The 21,440-nt window shown below is 36.6% G+C and carries 11 protein-coding genes; 4 read left to right on the forward strand and 7 right to left on the reverse strand.

Going from position 1 to position 21,440, the window contains the following annotated elements; all coding sequences use genetic code 11:
* Positions 1 to 95 precede the first annotated feature (95 nt).
* Together CJP74_RS00305 and CJP74_RS08265 are read left to right on the forward strand one after the other, a co-directional pair.
* A complete protein-coding gene (locus CJP74_RS00305; protein WP_119496280.1) occupies positions 96 to 7,508 on the forward strand; it encodes a hypothetical protein in 7,413 nt (2,470 codons plus the stop codon).
* 282 nt (positions 7,509 to 7,790) lie between these two features.
* The gene (locus tag CJP74_RS08265; RefSeq protein WP_282432502.1) at positions 7,791 to 7,913 is read left to right on the forward strand and encodes a hypothetical protein; all 123 of its coding nucleotides are present in this window, start codon (positions 7,791 to 7,793) and stop codon (positions 7,911 to 7,913) included.
* 3,175 nt (positions 7,914 to 11,088) lie between these two features.
* Here the strand turns inward: CJP74_RS08265 and CJP74_RS00310 are convergent.
* From CJP74_RS00310 to CJP74_RS00335, 7 genes are all read right to left on the reverse strand, one after another.
* Positions 11,089 to 11,394 carry a hypothetical protein gene (locus CJP74_RS00310; RefSeq protein ID WP_119496281.1) on the reverse strand — a complete coding sequence of 102 codons (306 nt, stop codon included), beginning with the start codon at positions 11,392 to 11,394 and terminating at the stop codon, positions 11,089 to 11,091.
* A gap of 1,231 nt (positions 11,395 to 12,625) precedes the next feature.
* Positions 12,626 to 12,898 (reverse strand): GrxA family glutaredoxin, encoded by a 273-nt coding sequence (locus CJP74_RS00315; protein WP_119496282.1) that lies wholly within the window; start codon positions 12,896 to 12,898, stop codon positions 12,626 to 12,628.
* A 1,174-nt stretch (positions 12,899 to 14,072) separates the two neighbouring features.
* Positions 14,073 to 14,348, reverse strand: a complete 276-nt coding sequence (locus CJP74_RS08000; protein WP_147397029.1) for a hypothetical protein — start codon at positions 14,346 to 14,348, stop codon at positions 14,073 to 14,075.
* A gap of 909 nt (positions 14,349 to 15,257) precedes the next feature.
* Positions 15,258 to 16,205, reverse strand: a complete 948-nt coding sequence (locus tag CJP74_RS00320; protein ID WP_119496283.1) for a carbohydrate kinase family protein — start codon at positions 16,203 to 16,205, stop codon at positions 15,258 to 15,260.
* Positions 16,206 to 16,207: 2 nt separating this feature from the next.
* A complete protein-coding gene (locus CJP74_RS00325) occupies positions 16,208 to 16,876 on the reverse strand; it encodes a hypothetical protein (protein WP_119496284.1) in 669 nt (222 codons plus the stop codon).
* Positions 16,877 to 16,930: 54 nt separating this feature from the next.
* Positions 16,931 to 18,313 (reverse strand): PTS ascorbate transporter subunit IIC, encoded by a 1,383-nt coding sequence (ulaA, locus tag CJP74_RS00330; RefSeq protein WP_119496285.1) that lies wholly within the window; start codon positions 18,311 to 18,313, stop codon positions 16,931 to 16,933.
* Between the two features lie 27 nt (positions 18,314 to 18,340).
* Positions 18,341 to 18,625 (reverse strand): PTS sugar transporter subunit IIB, encoded by a 285-nt coding sequence (locus CJP74_RS00335; protein ID WP_119496286.1) that lies wholly within the window; start codon positions 18,623 to 18,625, stop codon positions 18,341 to 18,343.
* 710 nt (positions 18,626 to 19,335) lie between these two features.
* Between CJP74_RS00335 and CJP74_RS00340 the strand changes: the two genes are divergently transcribed.
* Entirely contained in the window at positions 19,336 to 20,583 is a 1,248-nt protein-coding gene (locus CJP74_RS00340) for a hypothetical protein (RefSeq protein WP_119496287.1), read from the forward strand.
* A complete protein-coding gene (locus CJP74_RS00345; RefSeq protein ID WP_119496288.1) occupies positions 20,570 to 21,433 on the forward strand; it encodes a hypothetical protein in 864 nt (287 codons plus the stop codon). The genes CJP74_RS00340 and CJP74_RS00345 overlap by 14 nt, the downstream gene beginning before the upstream one ends.
* The last annotated feature ends 7 nt before the right edge of the window (positions 21,434 to 21,440 follow it).

Here is a 21,440-nt window from a genome sequence, read left to right on the forward strand (position 1 = left end):
TTTTCCCCTTAAAGCGAGTAGAACTGGTAAAATAGAGATATGGCTTACCGCTAAGTCTAAGCCTAAAAAGAAAAATAACTATTTCCCAAATTTTTATGTCGAAACAATCTTTACCGCGCTTAAAAGTCTTTGTTTTACATGGGCAAAACTCTTTAACTGACCTAAAAGAGTTATTAAATGCCAATACTATTCAAAGTCTTGATTTTAAGCAAGCCTATACTTACCGTGGGATAGAGAACATTCGCTTCCATAGTATGCCGTTTGTTTTTGAACTCGGGGTAGATAATTATCCGCAAATAGTGGAATTTAACTTTATTGCCAGCAATGCCTTTCCCTCACAATTGCTTGACTATCAATTAGTGCAGGGCGGTCCGTTTGGTAAAGAGGCAACTCGTAAAGTAATTCCTTTTGCCCAATTAGCAAGTTCAACCTATAACCTGAGCCTCTATCGTCTGGTATATGACAACCTCTACCAAAATGTGCCAGCAAGTTTAATGCCAACCTATGAGAGTTTGCCTTTACCTGTAAAATATGACGCTCTTCCTGCTCTGGTTGCTAAACCTTATCGTGTTTCTTTTTACCATACCGAGTTAAATAATCTATTTGATCCTAACTCTTATAGCTCGAGCCTTAAGGGTATGGCACCGCGCGAAAGACGTTGGCAACACGACAATAAATACCATAATCCAGGTAATCCGCCAGAAAAGGGTGATATTTTCGCGGCATATATGGAGTTAGCGCGCAAGAAAAATACTATTGAGCCCCCATTTTACTTTGGGGACGCTGTTTCTTATGCCATTTATCAGCGCTTTATTACTAACCCGATTGCCAAAAATATCCAGGATCCTGTAAAAGTTCTCTATCACCTGCGTCCTAACCAAACTCAAGAGGACTTAGTGACGGTGTATCAACGCAGTGAAACTAAGTTCAGACACCATAATCGCGTGGAAAAAATGGTCAATGACTATATTATTGGTGCTGTAAAAAACAACCTCAAATACTGGTCGGTAGATGACCTTTCTGAGTTTTTACGCGATAAAGCTCCGCTGGTTGAGGATATGACAGGTATGGATCCTAAACTCAGTAAAGAGTTTAAAGCTGCTGACTTACCTTGGTTAGGAACCTATGAGCGTACTGCCTTTGCTGTCGACTATGAAAACACTGGGGGTGTAAAATCTCTGTCTCGAGCTTATGGCGAGCGTTTAACTTACAGTACAACGCCAATTAATCTCGCTCTGAGTGACGCGAGTTTTGCGAAAAAACTTACGAGCCAAGAAAAAGAAAAGTTCCCTGGTTTTGCGCACGCGGCTAAAGAGTATCTCCAGCTTTACTATCAGCAAAAAATTACCTTACAGACGGCATCTGACAAGATTTTTAATGATCTCAATCTAGCTAACGCCTTTGCTCTAAAACAAGGTGGGGAATTACGCTTTAATGCGAGCCTTAAACTGCCAGAACCTGCTTTAGAGCGAGCAAAAAGTGTCGCTCCTTATTTAACTCCGCGTCCGTTTTATGGTAAAGATGTCTTAAAAGATCTCGACTCTTATCTTTACTTTATGGAACTGGCACACCTAGAGCAAGAGCCAATTGCTCCTGCTAAAGAGCCAATTAACTTTAAGCGCACCGCAAACTTACCACGAGCTTTAGTGGATTTTGCTCCTTTTACTAATTATGTCACTACCCAAATTAGCCAAATTGGCATTCGCTATGCTTATTTAGATCTGCTTGATCTCGTCCTTAAAAAAGTAAACACTCCGCTTACGTTTAGACAACTAGGCAGAGGCTTTAAACATGCAAGCAAACTAATTCAAGGTTTTTGGGCAAGAAGAGGCAATAGCCTTGAAGAGCGTCAAGTAGCTCAAGCTTATCAAGAAGCTTTAATTGGCGAAGAGCAACGTACGCGTTTACAACAGCTAGTGAACCTGAGTCAGTATAGCCATTTTCTTACTTGGGCAAATCAGTTTGGTCCAATAGGTAAATATGACCTCGACCCAGCCTTATTAGCAAAACGCAGTAAAGACTTTACTCTGGGCATTATGCTTGAGTCTAACTATGACTCAAGTAAGGATATGTACAAGCAGTTTAGTAAAGGCTTTTATCTCCTCAACCCTGCAACCTTTGCCGTAACTTCGCGTTTATTTGGGGAGTACAATTATCCAGGCTTTACTAACTATAATGCGGCCTACTATAACCCGTATGAGCCTATGCTCATTACAGGTAGTGCTCGCCTGCGTCTGCGTCTCGAGCAGTATAAGGCAATGCAAGAAGACTTACGTCTGACCCCTTTAAATATTCCTGCTTATTTAGAAGAGCCAAGACAACTGGCTTATGAGCAAATTATTTACCGCAGTGCTTTAGCAAATATTTTCTTAGCTCGCGAGTACAAGCAAAGCTTTAGTCCAATGAGTAGCAATAACCTTGCGACCATAAGTGCACGCTTAAATCCGCACTTAGCTCCAGAGCAACGTCTGCAAGTGAGCTTGAGCCCGCTCGTTAATCAGGATCCGGCTGACTTCCCTTATGCTTATCAAGAGCCTGAGTTTGTCGCTCAGACGCAACGCCCTATGGAGCTGGTTGAGCTTAAAAAGCAAAAAGATGCTTCTTACCCAGTACGCAAACTGCAAGTGAGCACTCAAGATCCAACCGTAGCTGCGGTAATGCAGGAAATCGAACACGAGTATCAAGCGCAAATTAAACGCAATAAAATTAGTTACCTCGAAGAACCTGAGCGCATGCTTGAGTCTTTTGCCAGTGAAGAGGCTATTCTCAAGGCTCCATTACAAGCTTGGATGCAAATGTTCCCGCAATTAATTTGGCGTTATAACACTGCCAAAGAATACTTTAAAGCAGGAGGCAAGGGCTTTGGGGCACTAGGTAATGTTTACTATCACTTAAGTACGAACACTCTACCTTCGTTAGAGTACCCAAATCTTGCTGATAAGTTCAAGCAATACTTTGCATTTGCTCACAACCAAATTCGTGGCGTAGGTCTAGGTTTACCACCGCGTAAGAGCTATGAGAATATTCTCATGAAAGCCCTGTATAACCGCGTTTACTATATTATGGAAAATGTGGATCTCTACTTAATGCGTCCACAAAACCTAACCTACTTTGTTAGTCTGGGACTCGATAGCTTTAGTCGCGGCAAATACAATCGTAAAGAAAACCAACTCTATCTTGATGTTTTTGCTCAAGAAGTTAAACTACAAAAAGCAAGTAACTTCAAAGCTAAAACTCTGGGGCAAGCTTCGCTTAGCCTTGCCAAAAGACAAAAAACCAAGGTTGGGCAAGTATTTGCTGACTTTAGTTCGCCAGCTGAGTTACAAAATAGCTATAACTTACCAACCACGCGTTGGCAATATATTGCTAGTGCTACACTGGATCCGCAAGTTTATACCTATGATGCTGATCCTGCGGTGAACATGCTTCGCTTCCGCAATAACACTAATTTATTTGCCTATGACGAACAGCCGTTAATGCGTAATGCTTCGGATGTGTTTGCTAACTATGTGCATTTAAATGAGTTCTATGAGCGTCTCCGTTTAGATCTCACGGTGACTAACAGTGTGTTTATTGCGAGCAAGGCAGCTGCCGATGGCTTTTTCACTACTCTAGCTCAAGAGCTCGAAGACAAATTAAGCTTTATGAGCGAGCATCTGCGCAAGGCTTTATTAATTCCAGCCTTAAACGAACGCAGTGCTTTATATGCCCAACAAGATACACACCTTTTTGTGGTGCCTATTCCAATTGAGCATAAACCAACTCTATTAGAGCAAGATTTAGAAAGCTATCAACAAAAATGGCGTCATAATCTCCAAGCGCAAGACTTTGAGCAAGCAAGAGAACAAGCCCAAAAACAAGGGCAAATTTTACCTTACCCAGTAGATCCAACGAGTTTAGAACTCTGGTTCGTTTATCAGCTCTTTGGCGATCGCTTAGACTTTATTAACTCTAAACTAGATCGCATTAACCTCGCTCTTTACTTAAAAGCTCTTGAACCTGCGGTTAAAGTAGCCTATGACCTCAGTGAGGCACAGCTCCAAGATTATAAAGTCCCTCTTAGTCAAATGCTTACTTACTTTAATCCAGGGGAAAACCTCGAAGAGCTCTTTAAGCGTTTAACTAAGTTTAGTCAAACTGAACTCGCTGATTTTGTGAAAAAGGCTCGTCTGTTAGTGCGACCTCAACACAAAACTCGACGCCCTACAGGCAAACTAGCATGGTTAAATCAGTTAACTAGCAGTGGGGTGCCAGATAACCTCGAGCAACTGGTGCAACAACTGAGCACCAAACAACTAGAGCAGGCTCTTGATTATATTGCCCAACTTGATGGGCAACTTCTCTGGTTAGCTAACCTTAACCTAGAGCAAGAGCCAAGCACCTATGCCTTTGCCGTAGACACAGTTAATGCCTTTAGTGCTTATTTACCTAGCGGGGTGCGCTTGGCTCCAAGTGCAAGCTATGCCCTTGAATCTATCGCTCAGGCGCAAGATCCAGCTTATGTAGGCAATAAAAACCTCAAACTGGCAAGCTTAGAACAATTTGCTCAAAGCAAAGAGCCTCTGCTCTGGCAAAGCCTAGAAAAATTCTTTGCCCAAGAAAAGGAACTGCTTGAAAGTGCAAGATACCAACTGCAATTGTCACTAACTCAGGGGGTATTTACTCCAGGTAAGGGCACCAGTGCCTACTGTGTGCGTTGGTTAAAAGCCTTAGTGCAACATCTGAACCTTAAAGCCCAAACTGGTCTAGCCTGTCGTTTTCTTTCGACTCATCCAAGCCGTGTCTTTGCTTCGAGCTTGGCAATGCTCTATCCTGAGTTTGGTTATAGAGGCGATGATGCTATTGCCGAAGGGATCTTTAGTCGTTTTTACATTGCTGGACAAGCGACTGCTCCACAGCTAGTGCCTACTTTAGCAGGCGAGCTTGACTTAAATAGCCCAGCTGCTCCATTGCTTTACCTCTGGCAGCAAGCTGGTCTAAGCCGAGCTCAACTCGAAGAAGTGCTCGCAACAGATCCAGAAACTGCAAAATTGTTAGAGCAAGCTCCAAGCAATGGCTTTAATGCCAACTTTAAAGCTTACCTCTACTTTACTATTTTGCCTCAGCTCTTAAATACGCCAGTATTTAACCTCGAGCAAATGCAAAAACAACTTGATAAAGTAGTTAAAGCTTTAGAGCAAGAAACTAATTTAGCTCCTTGGCATGCTTTAGAGTACACGCCAATTGATTTATTCTATAAATCTTTTGCTAAATACTTTAGTAGCTTAGCTCCTTACTTAAGTAAAGACAAAGAGCCAAGCAAGCAATTAGGTCTGCACCTCGAGCAAACCCTGGATAATCTGTATCATCAAGGCAAACTCGAGTTAGGTCGTCAAGGTGATGCCCATATAGATCCTAATCGCGAACTTGGCGTGCGTTATGATGTGCTCTTAAGTCAGCACCTGAATAATACTTTCTTTAACCTAACCTATGCTTATGCTACTTATAACCCGGAAGAGCTAGCTAAACGTGCAAGTACAGCATTGCTCGACCCTGAGTATCACTTATTTAAAGGTACGCCTGCCATTGTCCATGCTTTCCATAAAGACTATGACAATGATGTAGACGAACAAGATAAGCTCCAACTCAATTTAAGTGTGCTTAAGTATAAAGAAGACCCTATGTACAAACAGGCGCGTCGTATTCACTATCAATATAACGAGTACCTGAAAAACAAACACTTGGCTCCATTTATCCCTCTCTATCTCCCACTTGCGAGTATAGAGAATCAGGTAATCCAAGTTGACCCAAGTGTACCAGGTCTTCTTAGCGCTCCACAAATTGCTCAACTGCAAAAAGGTTGGTATAAAACTCTGCCATACTTTTTTGAAGGGAAAAAACGTAACGCCGATCCACGCGTGTTCGATTTAACCTATGTAGCTAACTACAACTGGCAACAAGTGGGCAGTGTTTGGGATCTATTCCTCAGTAAAAACCCAGGCAAGGATCTCTATAGCCTGCAACAGCTGTACCTTGCTCATGCCTTTAGTGAGCGTGAAGTAGCTCGTAATCTGGTGACCCTGCGTCTGCAAGATAAAGTGCCACAAGCTCTTTATTTACCAGCTCGTCCTTTACACTTACTTTATGCTACGAGCGAAGAAAGTACTTATTTAGGCAAACAAAGTCATGAACTTTTAGCTACCTTTAGGGCTCATGCCCAAATCTTGCAACAAAAACTTTTCAATGCCTTAATGCGTCAGTATCATGTATTGGAAAAACTGCAAGATCTGCCAAGAGTAGCCAAAGGACAAATAACCTTGCCGTTTGAGTCGCTAAATACTTGGCGTACAACCATCACCAAAACGCCATTCTATTCGGCGCGTTTAGAATCTGAGCTCTTAAATAAATTCTTAGCTGAGTTTGTTTGTGAGCATGGCATGGATAATATCGAAGCGGAAAAAGCTTTAGATAACTTTATTCTGCAAACTAAAGTGTATCGCTCTTTACCAGAAAAACGTGAACAAACTGTCCTCAAGTACTACCATGAAGCAGGACTTGATTATGTTCTCAATGCCCAAGCTCCACGAGATGTAAATTTTGAGCAAGAGTTAAATCTGCACCAATACGGCGTAAGCCGCATTCGTAATAACCCAGAAAAACTCTTTGCTGATGCTCTACTCCGTAAATGGGCAATTGCTGATCGCAAACGTGTTCCACTCGACGAAGAGCAACTCTTTGCCGATACTGATTTTGAGGCACTTGAGCGCAATCACCTCGCAGCTCTAAATTACCCTAGCTCAGAGCAACAAGAGTTCTCTTTTGCTCCAGTTAAAGAATTAGAGCCTACGCTAGGTTGGCAAGAGCTTACTACTGCAACTTTTACTGCTTTAGAACTGCTCTATAAAGACTTTTATATCACCTATCCAAGGTTAAGTGCTTCACAAGCTAAAGCCCAAAGCTTAAGCCCAGTAGCACCAGCTAGTTATGATTTAAGAGCTTTACAAGAGGCTTTTGCAAGTAAAGAAAAAGTAACGCACCAGCTTATAGCTCGCATTTTAGGCATTAAGCCTAACTGGAAGTTTAAAGCGGGAGATTACAACTTTAAAGCACGTTGTGAGCAACTGGCACAAGTGTTAATGCATACTTTAGTAAGGGTTAACCAAGCTTCGGCACAGCCGTTACATCTCGCAGATCTTTGCCAACTCTTTGTCAACACCTATCGCGTGTTTATGCAAGTCAAAGTAATGGTAATTGCAGATCAACGCTTACTCGAAGCAACCACGGCAATGAATCCTGAACTTTTAGATTCACCTTATGTGTATGTTCTCAATAACACCTCAAGTTTCCAAACTTGGGCAGAGCAACATCCACAAGTATCAGTGATCTTTGCAAGTCAGAATAAGTCACAAACTATAGCCCATATCTGTAATACTTTTGCTCAGGCACAACAGATAAGCCTAATGCAATTAGAAGAAACAGAATGGTATCCATACTTCCAAGCTTTAGTTAAAGCTTATACATATAAATAATAAAGTAAAACCTTCAGGGAGCTGATCCTTGAAGGTTTTTTTTGTAAGGAAAGAGAAGGAAAGGAAAGGAAAGGAAAGAGAAGGAAAGGAAAGGAAAGAGAAGGAAAGGAAAGGAAAGGAAAGGAAAGAGAAGGAAAGAGAAGGAAAGAGAAGGAAAGGAAAGCCGTTTTTTTATGTCTGGATTTTAGTTGATCACTAATTTAAATAATTAACCACAAAAGAAAGGAAAGCAAAGGAAAGCAAAGCAAAGCAAAGGAAAACAAAGGAAAGCAAGCAAAGCAAATGAAAGCAAAAGAAAAACAAAAGCAAAAAGGATATAAAAGAATTGAGCTGAAAAAGCAAAAATCCCCTCTTCTCAATAAAACAAAAAATCTCTTTTTAAAAAAGGCAAAAAATTACAATTAAATAAAAAAATTAAAGAGAATATCAGAGAAAAAATGATAAAAAAATAAAAAATAAATAAAAAAATAAATAAAAAAATAAAAAAGTTTAAAAAAAATTTAAATTTTTTTTGTAACTTTTAGTTATGTAAAAATAGGCTAATTTTTACCTTTAAAATCTCCTGCCAAGCAAGAAAAAACGGCTAATTTACACAGTTTCTCATTTTGGTGCTTCCCGAACCTATCGCTATTGCAGAACAATATAAAGTTATAATGCTATTTTCTTATTTATTTGGTGGTCGAGCTTTGCACTTATGCATTTTAATTCTAAGTTACGTTCTTCATATAGGCAAAGGACTAATTACTAAAATATTTTTTCCTTGAAAATATTTTTTTAAACTTTATATCATAGTTAACAAATCAAGCCACACAAGATTCTCGAGAGACCAAGGGAATTATGATGAAGAAAGTTAAGGTCTGCCAAACTTATACTTTCACTTGTAATTTTTAATCTGCCAATAAAAATTATTACGCCTTTAATATTTTCTGCCAAAAATATTAATTCAATTCATTGTAAAGAATTTGCTTAATCGGATCTTGAGTTATATAAAGTTTTTTATAAAGTTGTTCGCAAATTATAAAAATCACTATAAACAAATACATTTCTATATTTATCTATATTAAGTTATATGCAAGTTCTTCTTGCTCTTCGCAAATTTTTTTACATTTGCCTATTGGTATATATTATCTAACACGATAATCTTTTGTTTCATAGTTAAAACTTAATTACATGACTGCCAACATGTAACTAAGGATCTTTATAGATTTACGAATCAGTTTTACAAATAGTTTTATATAACTACCTGAAATGATCATCCAAGTAGTTTGAGAGTCTACTTCATTAAACAACCTGCCAATCTGTTTAAACTTTTAGCTGCCAACTAAAAGAGGATGAAAGTTTTAATGATTTGTAAATCTTATTCATATTCAAATCTGTTTTTTATTTTAACCACTAGAGAAGCCAACTCGAAAAAGGTAATACCTGCCTATATTGATTACCTTGTGGTTAAAACAAAAGTTATGCTGAGAACTTAAAAAGACATCTTTTTAAGTTCTTTTTTTATGTCTGTATTTTAGTTGATCACTAATTTAAATAATTAACCTTACTTTTTTTTCTTTTATTATTCGGTATTACCTTCTTGGTTCTTTTGTTTTATTACTTTTTCCCTTATCTTCCTCTATCTATTCTCTACTTCCTATTTGCCTATACTCTCTATCTTTTACTTTCTTCTTGCTCTTCTTTATTTACCTATACTCGCAATCTCTTTACTATTCTTTTCTCTTCTTATTACTTATTGTCCTTATATAATTTTTAACTTTCTTTTTAACTTGTATGCTTTTTAATTTCACGTAATCGTTGGTAAGATGTATTAAGTGTTTTGATGAGCTAGGGGTTGCTTAAGGTGGGAATAGAGATTTAACTAGATTAGGGATTAGTACTTTAACAAGATTAAGGATAGAGCTTGAGCGAGGTATAGGAATGTAGCTTTAACGAGGTCTGGGATTATAGCTTTAGAACAAAGCTGAAGATTGGAGCTTTAGAGCAAGATGAGGGATAGAAGGTAAAGAGAAAGATAAAGGAAAAAGTGATCTAAATTGAAAGATAAGATGAGTTTTTTTACATAAAGCAAAAACCCATCCTAGATGATCTACCTAGTGATGGGTTTTAACCGTTGCCTAAGCGACAACAAAAACAGTCTGAACTCATATATTAATCCTTTGATTAGTTGGTTAAACTAGTTTGGACTAAAGGATTGTGGTTATTTTTTGGTTTTTGTCAATTTATGTTTATGAGGTTGGTTTTTTTCTATAGGCTAGTTCCTGTTAGATTAATTTGTTTGAAGTTTTTAGTTTGTAGTTAGTGTCCTTGGTAGGGACAGTGTTTTCTCTTTAAGCTGGTTAGACTCTTAGAAGAAAACGGGAAAAAAGAAGAGGATCTTGGTTAGGGATCAGTCTTTTTTCAAAGGGATATATTATTTGTTTGTATAAAGTAATTGGTTAGATTACTTTTTTATTCTCATTTAACTAACAGTTAATGTTTTGTTAAACAGAAACTACTTTTGTAACCTACTGCTTTAGATTGAGCGATGTTTTTGGTTTAACAGCATGTTGCAAAGGTAGTTTTGTTTTATTTCTCGATTTATGTTTATATTTTAGCCTAAAAAGAAATCTTTTTGCAAAGGTTACCATTTGGTTACTGCTTGAGACTATTTTTACAAAATCGTAAATTTTTTACATTTTTGTTCTCAAGCTTTATATAAGTTATTGATAATTAAGCAGTACACTTTTTAATTAGTGATAGGCAAAGACTATCACTATTTGAAATATATCCACATAACTAAGTCAAGAATATAGGTTTTTTCTTCATTTTTTCTTAAAAATTTAGCTACAAAAATGCAATTTTGAGGCTAAAAAATACTTTTTTTAGAAATAATTGCTCTATTTTACCCCTTTTGGGCTGAAAAAAATTTATTGATCAGTAAAAAATAAATAATATATTAGTAAAATGTAAGGGTATTATTACTATTTTTCTTAATTATCAATAAAAAGAAAAACTAACTTTTGCTAAAAAAAGTTAAAATTAATTTTATTTGCTTAAAAAAATATGGCTAAAATCTGCAATTTTTATTATAAATTGCAATTTTAGCCATTTTCTCTTAAAATTTTTCTCCCTAATATTCAATAAGTTAAATTTTTAGGAAATTTTAGTTTTTTTTTACTTGTTAGGTTTTAATTTATTTGCTTGTTTACTTTCTCGTTTTTCCCCTTATCTCAAGCAAATCATTTTTTAGCCACAAAAAAAAGAGTAGAAAAGTCAATCTCTACTCTTGGAGTCTTATACTCTCAAATCTCACAAGGAGCTTGAGGGTTAAGGAGAAGAAAAGTTTTAAGCAAAACAAAATTTGTCAACTGAGGTATTATGAATAAAAAGCTTAAAACCCTACAATAAAAGAGTTTACCCCAAAGACGTTAAGGGTGATCATTGAGGTAAACTAAGGGGGAAAAATATAAGAGTTTAACTAAAGATTAATCTTTAATTAAGCTTTAGTTAAATTCTTAAAGTAACCCCTTGGGGAGTAAACTCCCCAAGAAGTTCAGATCATACTCAAACCCTAAAGTTCGAATATGGGAGGAAAAAACTATTCAGTTGATGACAGAGCTAACACCACTAAAGAACTTACAAGAATTATAGCAGTGATCAAGCCACCCACTCCACGGGTAACACTTTTAACTATTGCTGAGTTGGTTAAAGTAGTTAAGCGGAGACGACGTCTTGGAGCTGGATGTACATCTTCAAAAGAGTCTAGAGCTAAGCGACCATGTGTATTGGTAGAAAACTCATGTTCATATTTTTCATCATCGATCGCTTCATCATAAGTTAACTCTGGTTCAGAATATTTAACCTTGCGAGGATCTGTTGAGGAAAATCTTCTATCTAGCGTCATAAAGCCTCCTTACTAACTCAAGCGGTTAGTTGAAATATTTAACGTGCATTACAAGTAAACAAGTTACTTGCTCTGGGTTAAATATTTTTGTTTTAGAATTACTTCTGTTTGACTAGAAGTTTGGTGATAACGTTTAGTGTAAGCTAAACGTTAAGTTAAAAAGAACAGGGAAAAAGTATAACAACAAACTTACAAGAGCAACTTATATCCCAGTGATAAAGCTACTGAGTTTCCCCCCTGTTCTCATCTTAGTTTCAGAAACTAAGACAATTTCACCTAAAGTAATAACTTAAAATTAAGTTACTTTTTGCAACTTAGGTGAATACAAATACTAATTTTTTTTATTCACCTAACTAAGTTAACTGTTCTTTATCTCAGAGAGTAAGAGCTTATACTCCAACCAAGTTAACTTAATAATAAATTATTAACTAAAAACCTAAAGCACCTAGCCAATACCAGCTTAATGCTTTAGGTACTTACTTTTTAAGACTAGATTTGAAAAAATAAACTTTTTAACGAACGGATATTCTAATATAGAAACTTAAACAATAATCGATTATATCTGAATATTGTAATACCTTTATCCTTATATTTTTATTATAGGAGATAAAAAAATAAATTTGTTACTTAAGTTTGTAAAAGTAGTCATAGGTCACACTTTTTCCAGAAAAACTGATCGTTTTTGAACAAAAGTGACATGCCAAGCACTAAAAAGAGCTAAAATTGCCAATTTGCTCTTAGGCAAAAATGAGAAAATAAGCGTCTTTATCAGAAAAATTATTTAAATAAAATTAAAATATTTAGCTCTAATTTAGCTAAAAAAATCCCAACTTAAAAATATATTTCCAGACTAAACAAGAAATTACAGCGGTGGTAGTATACTTTTTTTAGGAGATGAGAAAAAATGATCGTTTTGAGAAGAAACAGGGAAGTAAAGAAGTGATAAATGAAGAGCTAAGCTAGCAAGAAAGGCACCAGCAGAGCAAGAACGGCAATACAAAAAAGAAATGATATACGTGAGCTCCTTGAGAAAGAAGAAAGAGTAAGATAAATGAGAAAAGAAATGCAAAAAAGGAAGAAATAAAAGAATAACTAAGTTAGCTAGATAAGCAATAAGATAAGAGAGCTAAGCGAAACAGCTGGGTTAAAAAATTTACTAACTAAACGGAAAAGAAAATCCTAGCAAAAAGAAATCCCCCGCCCTAATAGGGCGGGGGATAAACTAATTATATTAAACGTTTAAATAACCGTCTTCTCTTAAGTAAGCAAGGAAGTCATCACAACCACCAATGTGATTACCATTAACAAACACTTGTGGTACTGTACGAACTTCTTTACCTGCTTTTGCAGCTAAATCTTCTTTAGTGATACCTTCTTCAATCATATCGTGGTAAACACCATCAGCATGACCTTTGTCTTTTAATTGTTCCATAACATCTTTTGCTACATGGCAATAAGGACAGTTTGGTCTACCAAAAATTTCAATTGAGTAACGTTTTGTCATTTTAATTTCCTTTTAAGTTTGTGTATAAGAATATTTTTCCAGTTCCTATTATACGCCTAATCACTTAAAAAGTGTATACTTCTCTATTTTTACTCTTGCTTGGCAAGGGCTAAGGTTCGGGAATTAGTAAAACTTAACTAAGCAAAGAGGTAATCTTAACCTCTCTTTTTTGCCTTAGGTTATTAGCTAGCTATTCAGGTTTCTAGACTCCATTTTATGAAGATGCTTTCCTTTAATAAGAAAGACTAAATCCACGCTATTTCCGAGCTCTAGTTGACTTTGTTGTGGTCTTTTTTGCTTTTGTTGCTTTGCTAGCTAAGGTGAGTTTTGCTGTGGTTTTACTCTGCTACTCTTTAACTTTGTCTTGCATAGTTTGGCTTAACTTTGTTTAACTTTATCTAATTCTACTTTGTTTTTGTATCTCTTTCCTACTCACTTTGTATCCTAAGAAGATACGTCTATTTTTTAATAAAATCACTCCCTTAGAATCAAAAATTAGACAAAATTTCTCTTTATTTCCTTAATTTGCTTCAATTTTAGAAAATTATGGCTTAATTGGCCATTTTTTATCTCTTTTTTATCTATTTTTTTATGATAAAAATTTCCCTATTCCTACACTATTTTGTGTAACAATTATGGCTAAAAATGAGCCTTTTTTAGCTTTTTTAGCCCTTATTTACCTTAAATATCAATAGTTTAACTCACCAACCCCACTTAAAAAACTAATTTTTACTGCAAAACTCCCTTTATTTTAGTGACTCAAAATACCTAATAAACCACCTTTAAAGACCTTAAATCACCAGTTAGCAAAAAACAGTAAATGGCATTTGTGGCGATATTTTGTTACTTTTGCCCAATTTGTCGGGGATATTCTCTGTTTATGATAGGCAAAAGCGATCACTCAGTAAAACGTTTTTCTCAGAAAAAAGCTTCTTGCTACTGATAGGCAAAAACTATCAGTAACAAATGCGTTTTTTGCTTATTGATTTTTAAACTCGCTAAGATTTTATATAATAAAATATTGATAATTAGGCAAGATAATGCGTTTTGCGACCTTAACTCAGGAAAATAACTCATTTTTAAATACTTGATTTTTTAACCTTTGTAATCTATAATTTATTTAGAAAAAAGAAAATATACCCATACAACAAACTAGGTTATATAAAGAAAAATCTTACTTAGAGAGTTTTTTAAAGAAATAACCTAAGGAGTTAAAAATGAACAAATGTACATGCAATAACTGCAACGCTAATACTTGTGCATCTACTTGCACTTGTGGTTGCCAAAGCAAATAGTTAAATAAATAACCAACAACACAATAAAACAAAACAACATAACCTTTATAAAGAGGTAAAACTATGAACAAATGTACATGCAATAACTGCAACTCTAATACTTGTGCATCTACTTGCACTTGCGGTTGCCAAAACAAATAGTTAAATTCAAACAAAAAACTAAACCAAAATCACAAACTAACTATAAAACTCATTAGAGGCAAAACTATGAACAACAAATGTACATGTAACTCTTGTAATGCTAACACTTGTGCATCTACTTGCACTTGTGGTTGTCAAAGCAAATAATTAAAATCCATAAACAAACTAAAAAACATAAAACATAAAACATAAAACCAATATTACAAACTAACTATTAAACTTATAAGAGGTAAAGATCATGAACAACAAATGTACATGTAATAATTGCAATGCTAACTCTTGTGCACCAACATGCACTTGCGGTTGTCAAAGCAAATAAATAACTAAAACAACAACTAACACCAAAACAAACTCAATTTTCTCAAACGATATTACTTGTCTGAAAATAACAAGTAACTGATACAAAACCGTAAAAATGAACGACAGAACTTGCTCTTGTTGTTGCTGGACAGCAACCTCAAGAGAAAGTAACTGGTAAATGGTTTTACTATTTACCTCCTTTTAATTAACCTAACTAAGGACAAAATTATGACAAATGAACGCGTAAAATGCACATGTGGCTGTGGTAAATTCGTAGACGAATGTACTCCTGATTGTGCTTGTCAAAAACAAGAAACAAAATCAACATGTGGTTGCGGTTGCGGCCACTAAAAAGTATCCCTAACTTTTAATCCCTAAAGAGATTTAATAAGATCCCCCGAACCTTGTGCTCGTTCGGGGGATCTTTTTTGTGTTTGGGTTGGATTTTAGTGAGAGTTGAGTTTAGACTTTTACTTTTTGCTTTTACCTTCCCCTTAACGCACAAGAGCACCTGCTTAAAGCAAGTGCTCTTGTAAGTTATTTTTCTTATTCTATCAGCATTCTTTTCTAGTTTTGTCTTTTATCTCATCTAATGTTCTTTAATGAGAATTGGGACTTTTCTTTTATTCTTGCAGTTCTACTTTGTGTTTAAGTACATCCAGTACTTCTTTAATCGAAGGTATAGCCTGTTGCACGCCTATTTTTTGTACTGATAATGCCGAAGTAACAGAAGCTAGTTTACAACAGTTTTCTATGTTAAAGCCTTTAGCTAAACCATAACAAAAAGCCCCATGAAAAATATCTCCTGCCCCTGTTGTATCTATAGCTTTAACCTTTAGACTGGCAAATTTGCAATAGTTAAAGTTAGAAAAGTATACCCCACCTTTTTCTCCTAAGGTAATCATAGGGACACCGCCTGGAGCTATAACTTTTTTCAGTTCTGATAAAGCAAAAATGTAATTATGCTCATCTAAAGGACGGCGTAGGAGTGTTTCAGCGTAGTTTGCGGAAACTATTGCATAGTTAACATGGGGTAACACGGTTAACATGCGAGGCTTAATTGAGCCTCCGTCCATTACCACCACTTTGTTTTCTAAGCCTTGAATTAGATATAAAGACAGTTCAGGTTCATGTCCGTCTACTAGAACTATATGCGTTTGCTTGGTTGCATTGAGACGGCTAATGAGCTGATCAATACGAGCATAATCTTGTTCCGAATAATGCTTGGCACCCTCGTGACGATGGGTTACCACAGTGCGTGAACCACTCCTTTGGTCTACCCACACCGTAGCTAGAGGAGTAATTTGTTGGGTATTACAAACTGCATAGCTTGTATTTACCCCTACAGCTTCAAGATCACGGAGGATCAATTTGCCATAAATGTCCTTACCTAAGCTCGTAAGCAAATAGGTTTCCAAGCCCCAACTTGCCGTGAGGTAGGAAGCATTGGTCGCAGGTCCTCCGCCACTTTCAAAAAAGCGCGAAGAAAAGGTCTTTTCGTTTTCTTTAGGGAGCTCGTCGAGGTAGAAAAACTCATCATAACAAGCTAACCCCACACATACTATTGCCATAATTACATATCCATAAAACCTGGATCTAAGTTATCCCACTTGCCTTGCTTTAAAGCAGTGCAAAAAGCAAAGATTTTGGTGTAGATCCGCATAGGTTGTTGCAGCACTTGTTCTTGGGCTTGCCCAAAGGGCAAGTTCAAGTGTTGAGCCATTACAAAGTAGTTTAAGTAGGTAGTTTGTACATAAGCTCGCTCTTCCCAACTGAGTTTATCTTGCCAGTTGGCACAAAACCCTGTAAAGGTCTCTCGACTAAAGCTTGCTAAGGTCTTGAGATTAAAAGTAGCTAGTACTTCTTGATAAAAGAGATACAAGTTGACTATATTCACTGATTGCCAATAGCTAACATCGCTATACTCTATTTCAAGAGAATTTTGTTTGAGAGAAAAAAGTAAGGCGAGCAAGGTAAGCATAGCTTGCCTTTGCTCGGGAGCAAAGTTGGTCAGAAAACTTTGTTGCCAAAGTTGTTGAATTTGCTCTTGTTTGTGCTTTGTCGGTAATTTGAGCTTTAGCTGAGAATTAGCCCCGTAAAAGCAAAGAAAATCATCTTCGCCCTGACCTTGTTGATAGAGCAAAGCACCACAAGGAGAGAGTTCTTGCTCAAAGTCATAAAGAAACCAACCTTGGCTCCAATAATCAGGATCAGCAAAGTCAAAAGGTACATAGCCATTCATAGTTAAGGCTCCTGTGTAAAAAAGGAGTAGGCCAAGCTACCCCTTTTTGCCAAATTATTTGTTTTTATCTTTTGGTAAGCACTCTTCATATGGTAGGGTATCTCCTACAACACGAACACTTTTAATAAAGCTAGGAATAATTAAAGCAACAAGAATTACTAAAGCTAAAACATATACCCCAACTCTACCAAACCATTCATGCACTTCGTAGAGAGAAATTCCCCAGATAATAAAGTCAACATCCGAGAAAGTTGTTGAAGCAAAACCTAGATCACCTAAAGCCGGAAGTAAAAAGGCTGGTAAGAAAGCTAGGAGTAAGCCCCCTACAAAAGCACCAACAATACAACCTATTTTACCGCCGAGGCGATCACCGTAAATACCTGCGGTTGCACCACAGAAAAAGTGAGGCACCATGCCAGGAATAATTAAAGGTAAACTTAAAATGCCTAGAAGTCCCATGCCAATTAAGCCACCAGCAAATGAGCTAATAAAGCCCACCACTACTGCTGTTTGCGAGTAGGTAAAGAATACAGCACAGTCAACAGCAGGAATTGAATCTGGAATAAGTTTTTCACTAATACCTTGGAAAGCTGGCACTAGATCCGAAAGAATTAACTTAACCCCGTTATAAACTATAGCCACACCCACGGCAAAGGTTAAACCTGCAATAATCGAGTAGATAACAAGATTTTGCTCAGAAATGGTTTTCATGTACTCAGAGCCTGCAACAATTGAAACAAAGAGGAAAATGATCACCATTACTATTCCGGTAGTTACCGTAGTATCACGAAGGAAAGCAAGTTTATCGGAAAGTTTTACATTGGTAAAGTTGTTTTCTCTATTACCAAAGGTTTTACCTATCCAAGCAGCTAAATAGTATTGTAATGAACCAAAGTGACCCATAGCTATGCCATCGTCATCAGATACTACTTTAGTATATCTTTGTCCAATCGCAGGAGAGATAGCTGACCAAGCTCCAAGGAAAAAGCCACCTAGAGCCACAAGTTCCCAACCTTTTAGACCCATAGCCTGTAGTACTGCTGACATTAAGCACGCCATAAAGAATGTATGGTGTCCTGTTAGGAAAATATATTTATACTTGGTAAATTTTGCAATCGCGAGGTTAAAGATAAACCCGAGTAATAAAATACTCATGGTTTCTACCCCGAGTACTTGTTGAGCAATTGAAACTATAGCTTCGTTATTTGGTACTACTCCTTTAATATGGAAGCCTGCTTCAATAATTTGCCCTAGTGGAGTTAATTGACTTACAATTACATTTGCCCCTGCTCCTAGCATTAAATAACCAAGAATAGGTTTGATTGTCCCAGTAAGCAATTTATTTGCCGGAGCCTTTAAGCAAAGGAGACCTATAAAGGCAATTGCCCCCATTAAAAAGGCTGGCTGACTAAGAATATCGGTTAAAAAGGTTAACATAACAGTCCCCTTTTGGTCTAGATGATGCTATTTATTAGCTAACTCTTGTAATGTAGGTAAAATGTCTTCTTCGATTTTTGGTCCTGAAACATAACTACGAATAGCTACAGCACGCAAACCATTAGCTTCAAGGTCTACTGCCATTTCTTGGATAGTTACATAGAGATCTGCTTTTTCGGAAGCAGCATTACTAAAGTCAATCGAAGCCACATCTGCTTGAATGCCATGTTTATCGCAAATTTGCTTTACTTTATTAGCACACATTAGGGAAGAGCCGATTCCATTGCCACAAACAGTTCTAATTTTTAACATTTTATCTTCCTTATCTCTAGGTTAGATCCTAGTGCCTGAGGTTAAAAAATAATCTATGTTTATAGTTTAGTCGCTTTTGCCAAAGGCAAAGATGAAAACTTCGGGTTTTGTGGCATGGGTCACACTTTTTCCAAATGGCACTCGCTTATTCTGATCAAAAACGATCAGAACCAGAAAAAGGAGAGAAAATAACTAAGTATTTTCTCTCCTTTTTTGCAAATTATTTGTAATTTATCAGCAGAAAATAGCCTGAATAAATCTGAAAAAATAGCATAAGATTTTTTGCTGTTTTACTTCCAGACTCTGTTATAGATTTTAGGGAGAACTTGGCTTTAGTTGCTTTAGCTTTTATCTAACTAACCCAAACTTGGCTTGGTTGTTCTGCATAACTTGCTTTTAGTCTTTGTTGTTTAGCTAGTTTTACTTCGATAGATTTTTTGATTAACTTACTCTTACTAGATCTCTAGATTTTCTGGTTCACTTGGTCTAGCTTCTCTGGTTAACTTGGTTTATCTTTCTGCTTAACTTGGTTTAGATTTTCTGGTTAACTTGTCTTTATTCTTTCTCGCCAGCTTCCTACTACTTTCCTGCCGAATTTTTAAGGGTTTTTTCTCTGTAAAAGTGCTACTTTTAGCAAAAAATAAGGTAAAATAAAAATAATAAAAAAAAGATTATTAAACCGTTTTTTACGAAGATTCTATTTAAAAAATATGCAAAATGTTAACGCTTTAAGATCGGCTGTTGGGAACAATAATCTGAAATTTGAAATCTTTGCTCCCTTCAAAGAAATCTCTTCTTTACTCCGTAAACATAAAGAGCAAAAAGATAGATTAAACTTTCTTACCCAGGTTCTTCTCGAGCTTAACTTAGCCTTTGCCCGAGAGCCGAAGCTCCAGCAAAGCAAGTTTTTTTCAAAGTTTACTCCTAGTGTTGAAGAAAATCGTCTCTTTGCTCTCTTTGAGCAATTTTACACTGCTTGGCAAAAACTACCTCAGTTTACAGACTTTAGTCCTGCAGATCGTTTTGAAATTGGGATTTTCTTTCTCAATAAAACTCTAGCCTCATTATTTTCTCCAGAGTATGAGCTTGATCAAACTAGTGCCAATTATAAAAACAACCTTGAAGATCACAAAAAATTAATTCTCAACGACCTGCAAGCCCAAAGTCTATATGCTTTTATCTTTAAGTTAGTGCGCAAGCTCACTAACTCTGAGCAACTTGTAGTAAATAATGCCACTACTTTTAACGGACCTTTATTTCGAGCATGCCCTGACAAGCTAGATTTTCTTGCTCTCGGGCAAAGTAATGCTAACTATCTCAACTTATTTAACGACCCCGCTTGGCAAGCCTATTGCCAACAGGTTTTTGCGAGTAAAAATCGCTTTTACCATAAAGCCAGTCAATGGAATCAAGATAGCTTTGCTGATTTTATTGCTAAAACTCCAGCCCATACGAGCTCTAGTATCCTTACCATAGTGGCGGATAAAAAAGAACTCCATGGGTTTAAGCTCGAACAACTCCTCGCTCCATTAAAAAGAGGAGAAAAGCTCTTTCTCTTAATCTCAAGTGACTACCTTTACACAAGTGCATCCCATAAAGATCGTCCGCTTCTCGAACAAATAATTTACCTTAAGCATCTTAGTCACTGTGTGTTCTTTGGGGCAGATTATTTTACTATTTACCCTTCGTGCCTCCTTGTTCTCGACAAAGAAGCGGTTGAACAAGTAAGCTTTTGGGATCTAAGCCAATATAGTCCAGAGCAACTTCCAGCTGAACCTCAAGATCTAGCCTTTACTTACTCAGCTGAGCAAGTAAAAGAACTTTATCGGCAAGCCGATTGTTTATCTCCTTTTAATACTTGCTTAACCCCAGGTTGTCAGGCACAAGAACAAGAACTGACACAAAGCTACCAAGATTACCAAGATCTTAAAGGAAGTGTCTTCCATGCAAAAATATAACTTCGCACAACTTTTTACTTTTGCTCCGCCCATTCGCTTTAATAAAAAGCATCGCCCTAACTCGAGCCACTATTACACCTTCTCTCCTGATAATTATGGTGCAGGAAAAGGCTTAAAGAATAACTTTAGCCTCTTAGAAAAAAGAGAATTTAAAGGCAGAGAAGATTTTTTTCAGGGACAAGCAGGAGATATAGTTTTTTCTTTAGCTCCTTATAAAAATAATCGCTATCCTCTAGCTGTTATTGCCCCTCAGAGCCTCTATATAGGTAAACCTAACTTTAACTATAACTTCTATGAAACTATTTTGCAATATGATGCCCAAGTTCTCCATCCTGAGTTAGCCCGTTACCTCTGCTTGTGCTTAACGCCGTTTTTACTGGAAAAAGATAATGGCTTTTTTGGGTTAAATACAACTAAAACTAGCATAGCCCATAACTTTAACTTTAATATTCCCCCTCTGGCTCAACAACCTGAGTTTATTGAGCAACAGGTTTTACCTTATGTGCAGAGCTATCTCCAAGTAAAAGAGGCACTGGAGCAAGACCTGTGCCAAATGGTTAATCATTTAATGCAAAAGATAATTGCTCCTGAGTTTTTTGTTCCCGTAAGGCAATACTTGGCTCTGCCCAATGCCACTGGAGCCCAGCTTAATAAAGATAATTTTGCGACCTTTATTAGCCAGTTTACTTCCTCTGAGAGCAAAGCAAAAGAAATTGCCAAGCAACTCAAATCCGAGCAATATAAAAACGTGGTGAACCATTATCGCAACTTACAAAAGGCCACCAAACAATTAATTTGGCAAAGTGAAATGCTCCTCTATCGCAAACTCTATTGCCATGTTTTTAATTAGGGAAGAA

Origin of the sequence: Psittacicella melopsittaci, assembly GCF_003585925.1 — a bacterium.
GTDB lineage: Bacteria > Pseudomonadota > Gammaproteobacteria > Enterobacterales > Psittacicellaceae > Psittacicella > Psittacicella melopsittaci.

What these genes read in the sequence shown, in the direction of transcription:
- CJP74_RS00305 (WP_119496280.1), top strand. Translation starts at nt 96, where the DNA reads ATGTCGAAACAATCTTTACCGCGCTTAAAAGTCTTTGTTTTACATGGG.
- CJP74_RS08265 (WP_282432502.1), top strand. Translation starts at nt 7,791, where the DNA reads ATGAAAGCAAAAGAAAAACAAAAGCAAAAAGGATATAAAAGAATTGAG.
- CJP74_RS00310 (WP_119496281.1), bottom strand. Translation starts at nt 11,394, where the DNA reads ATGACGCTAGATAGAAGATTTTCCTCAACAGATCCTCGCAAGGTTAAA.
- CJP74_RS00315 (WP_119496282.1), bottom strand. Translation starts at nt 12,898, where the DNA reads ATGACAAAACGTTACTCAATTGAAATTTTTGGTAGACCAAACTGTCCT.
- CJP74_RS00320 (WP_119496283.1), bottom strand. Translation starts at nt 16,205, where the DNA reads ATGGCAATAGTATGTGTGGGGTTAGCTTGTTATGATGAGTTTTTCTAC.
- CJP74_RS00325 (WP_119496284.1), bottom strand. Translation starts at nt 16,876, where the DNA reads ATGAATGGCTATGTACCTTTTGACTTTGCTGATCCTGATTATTGGAGC.
- ulaA (WP_119496285.1), bottom strand. Translation starts at nt 18,313, where the DNA reads ATGTTAACCTTTTTAACCGATATTCTTAGTCAGCCAGCCTTTTTAATG.
- CJP74_RS00335 (WP_119496286.1), bottom strand. Translation starts at nt 18,625, where the DNA reads ATGTTAAAAATTAGAACTGTTTGTGGCAATGGAATCGGCTCTTCCCTA.
- CJP74_RS00340 (WP_119496287.1), top strand. Translation starts at nt 19,336, where the DNA reads ATGCAAAATGTTAACGCTTTAAGATCGGCTGTTGGGAACAATAATCTG.
- CJP74_RS00345 (WP_119496288.1), top strand. Translation starts at nt 20,570, where the DNA reads ATGCAAAAATATAACTTCGCACAACTTTTTACTTTTGCTCCGCCCATT.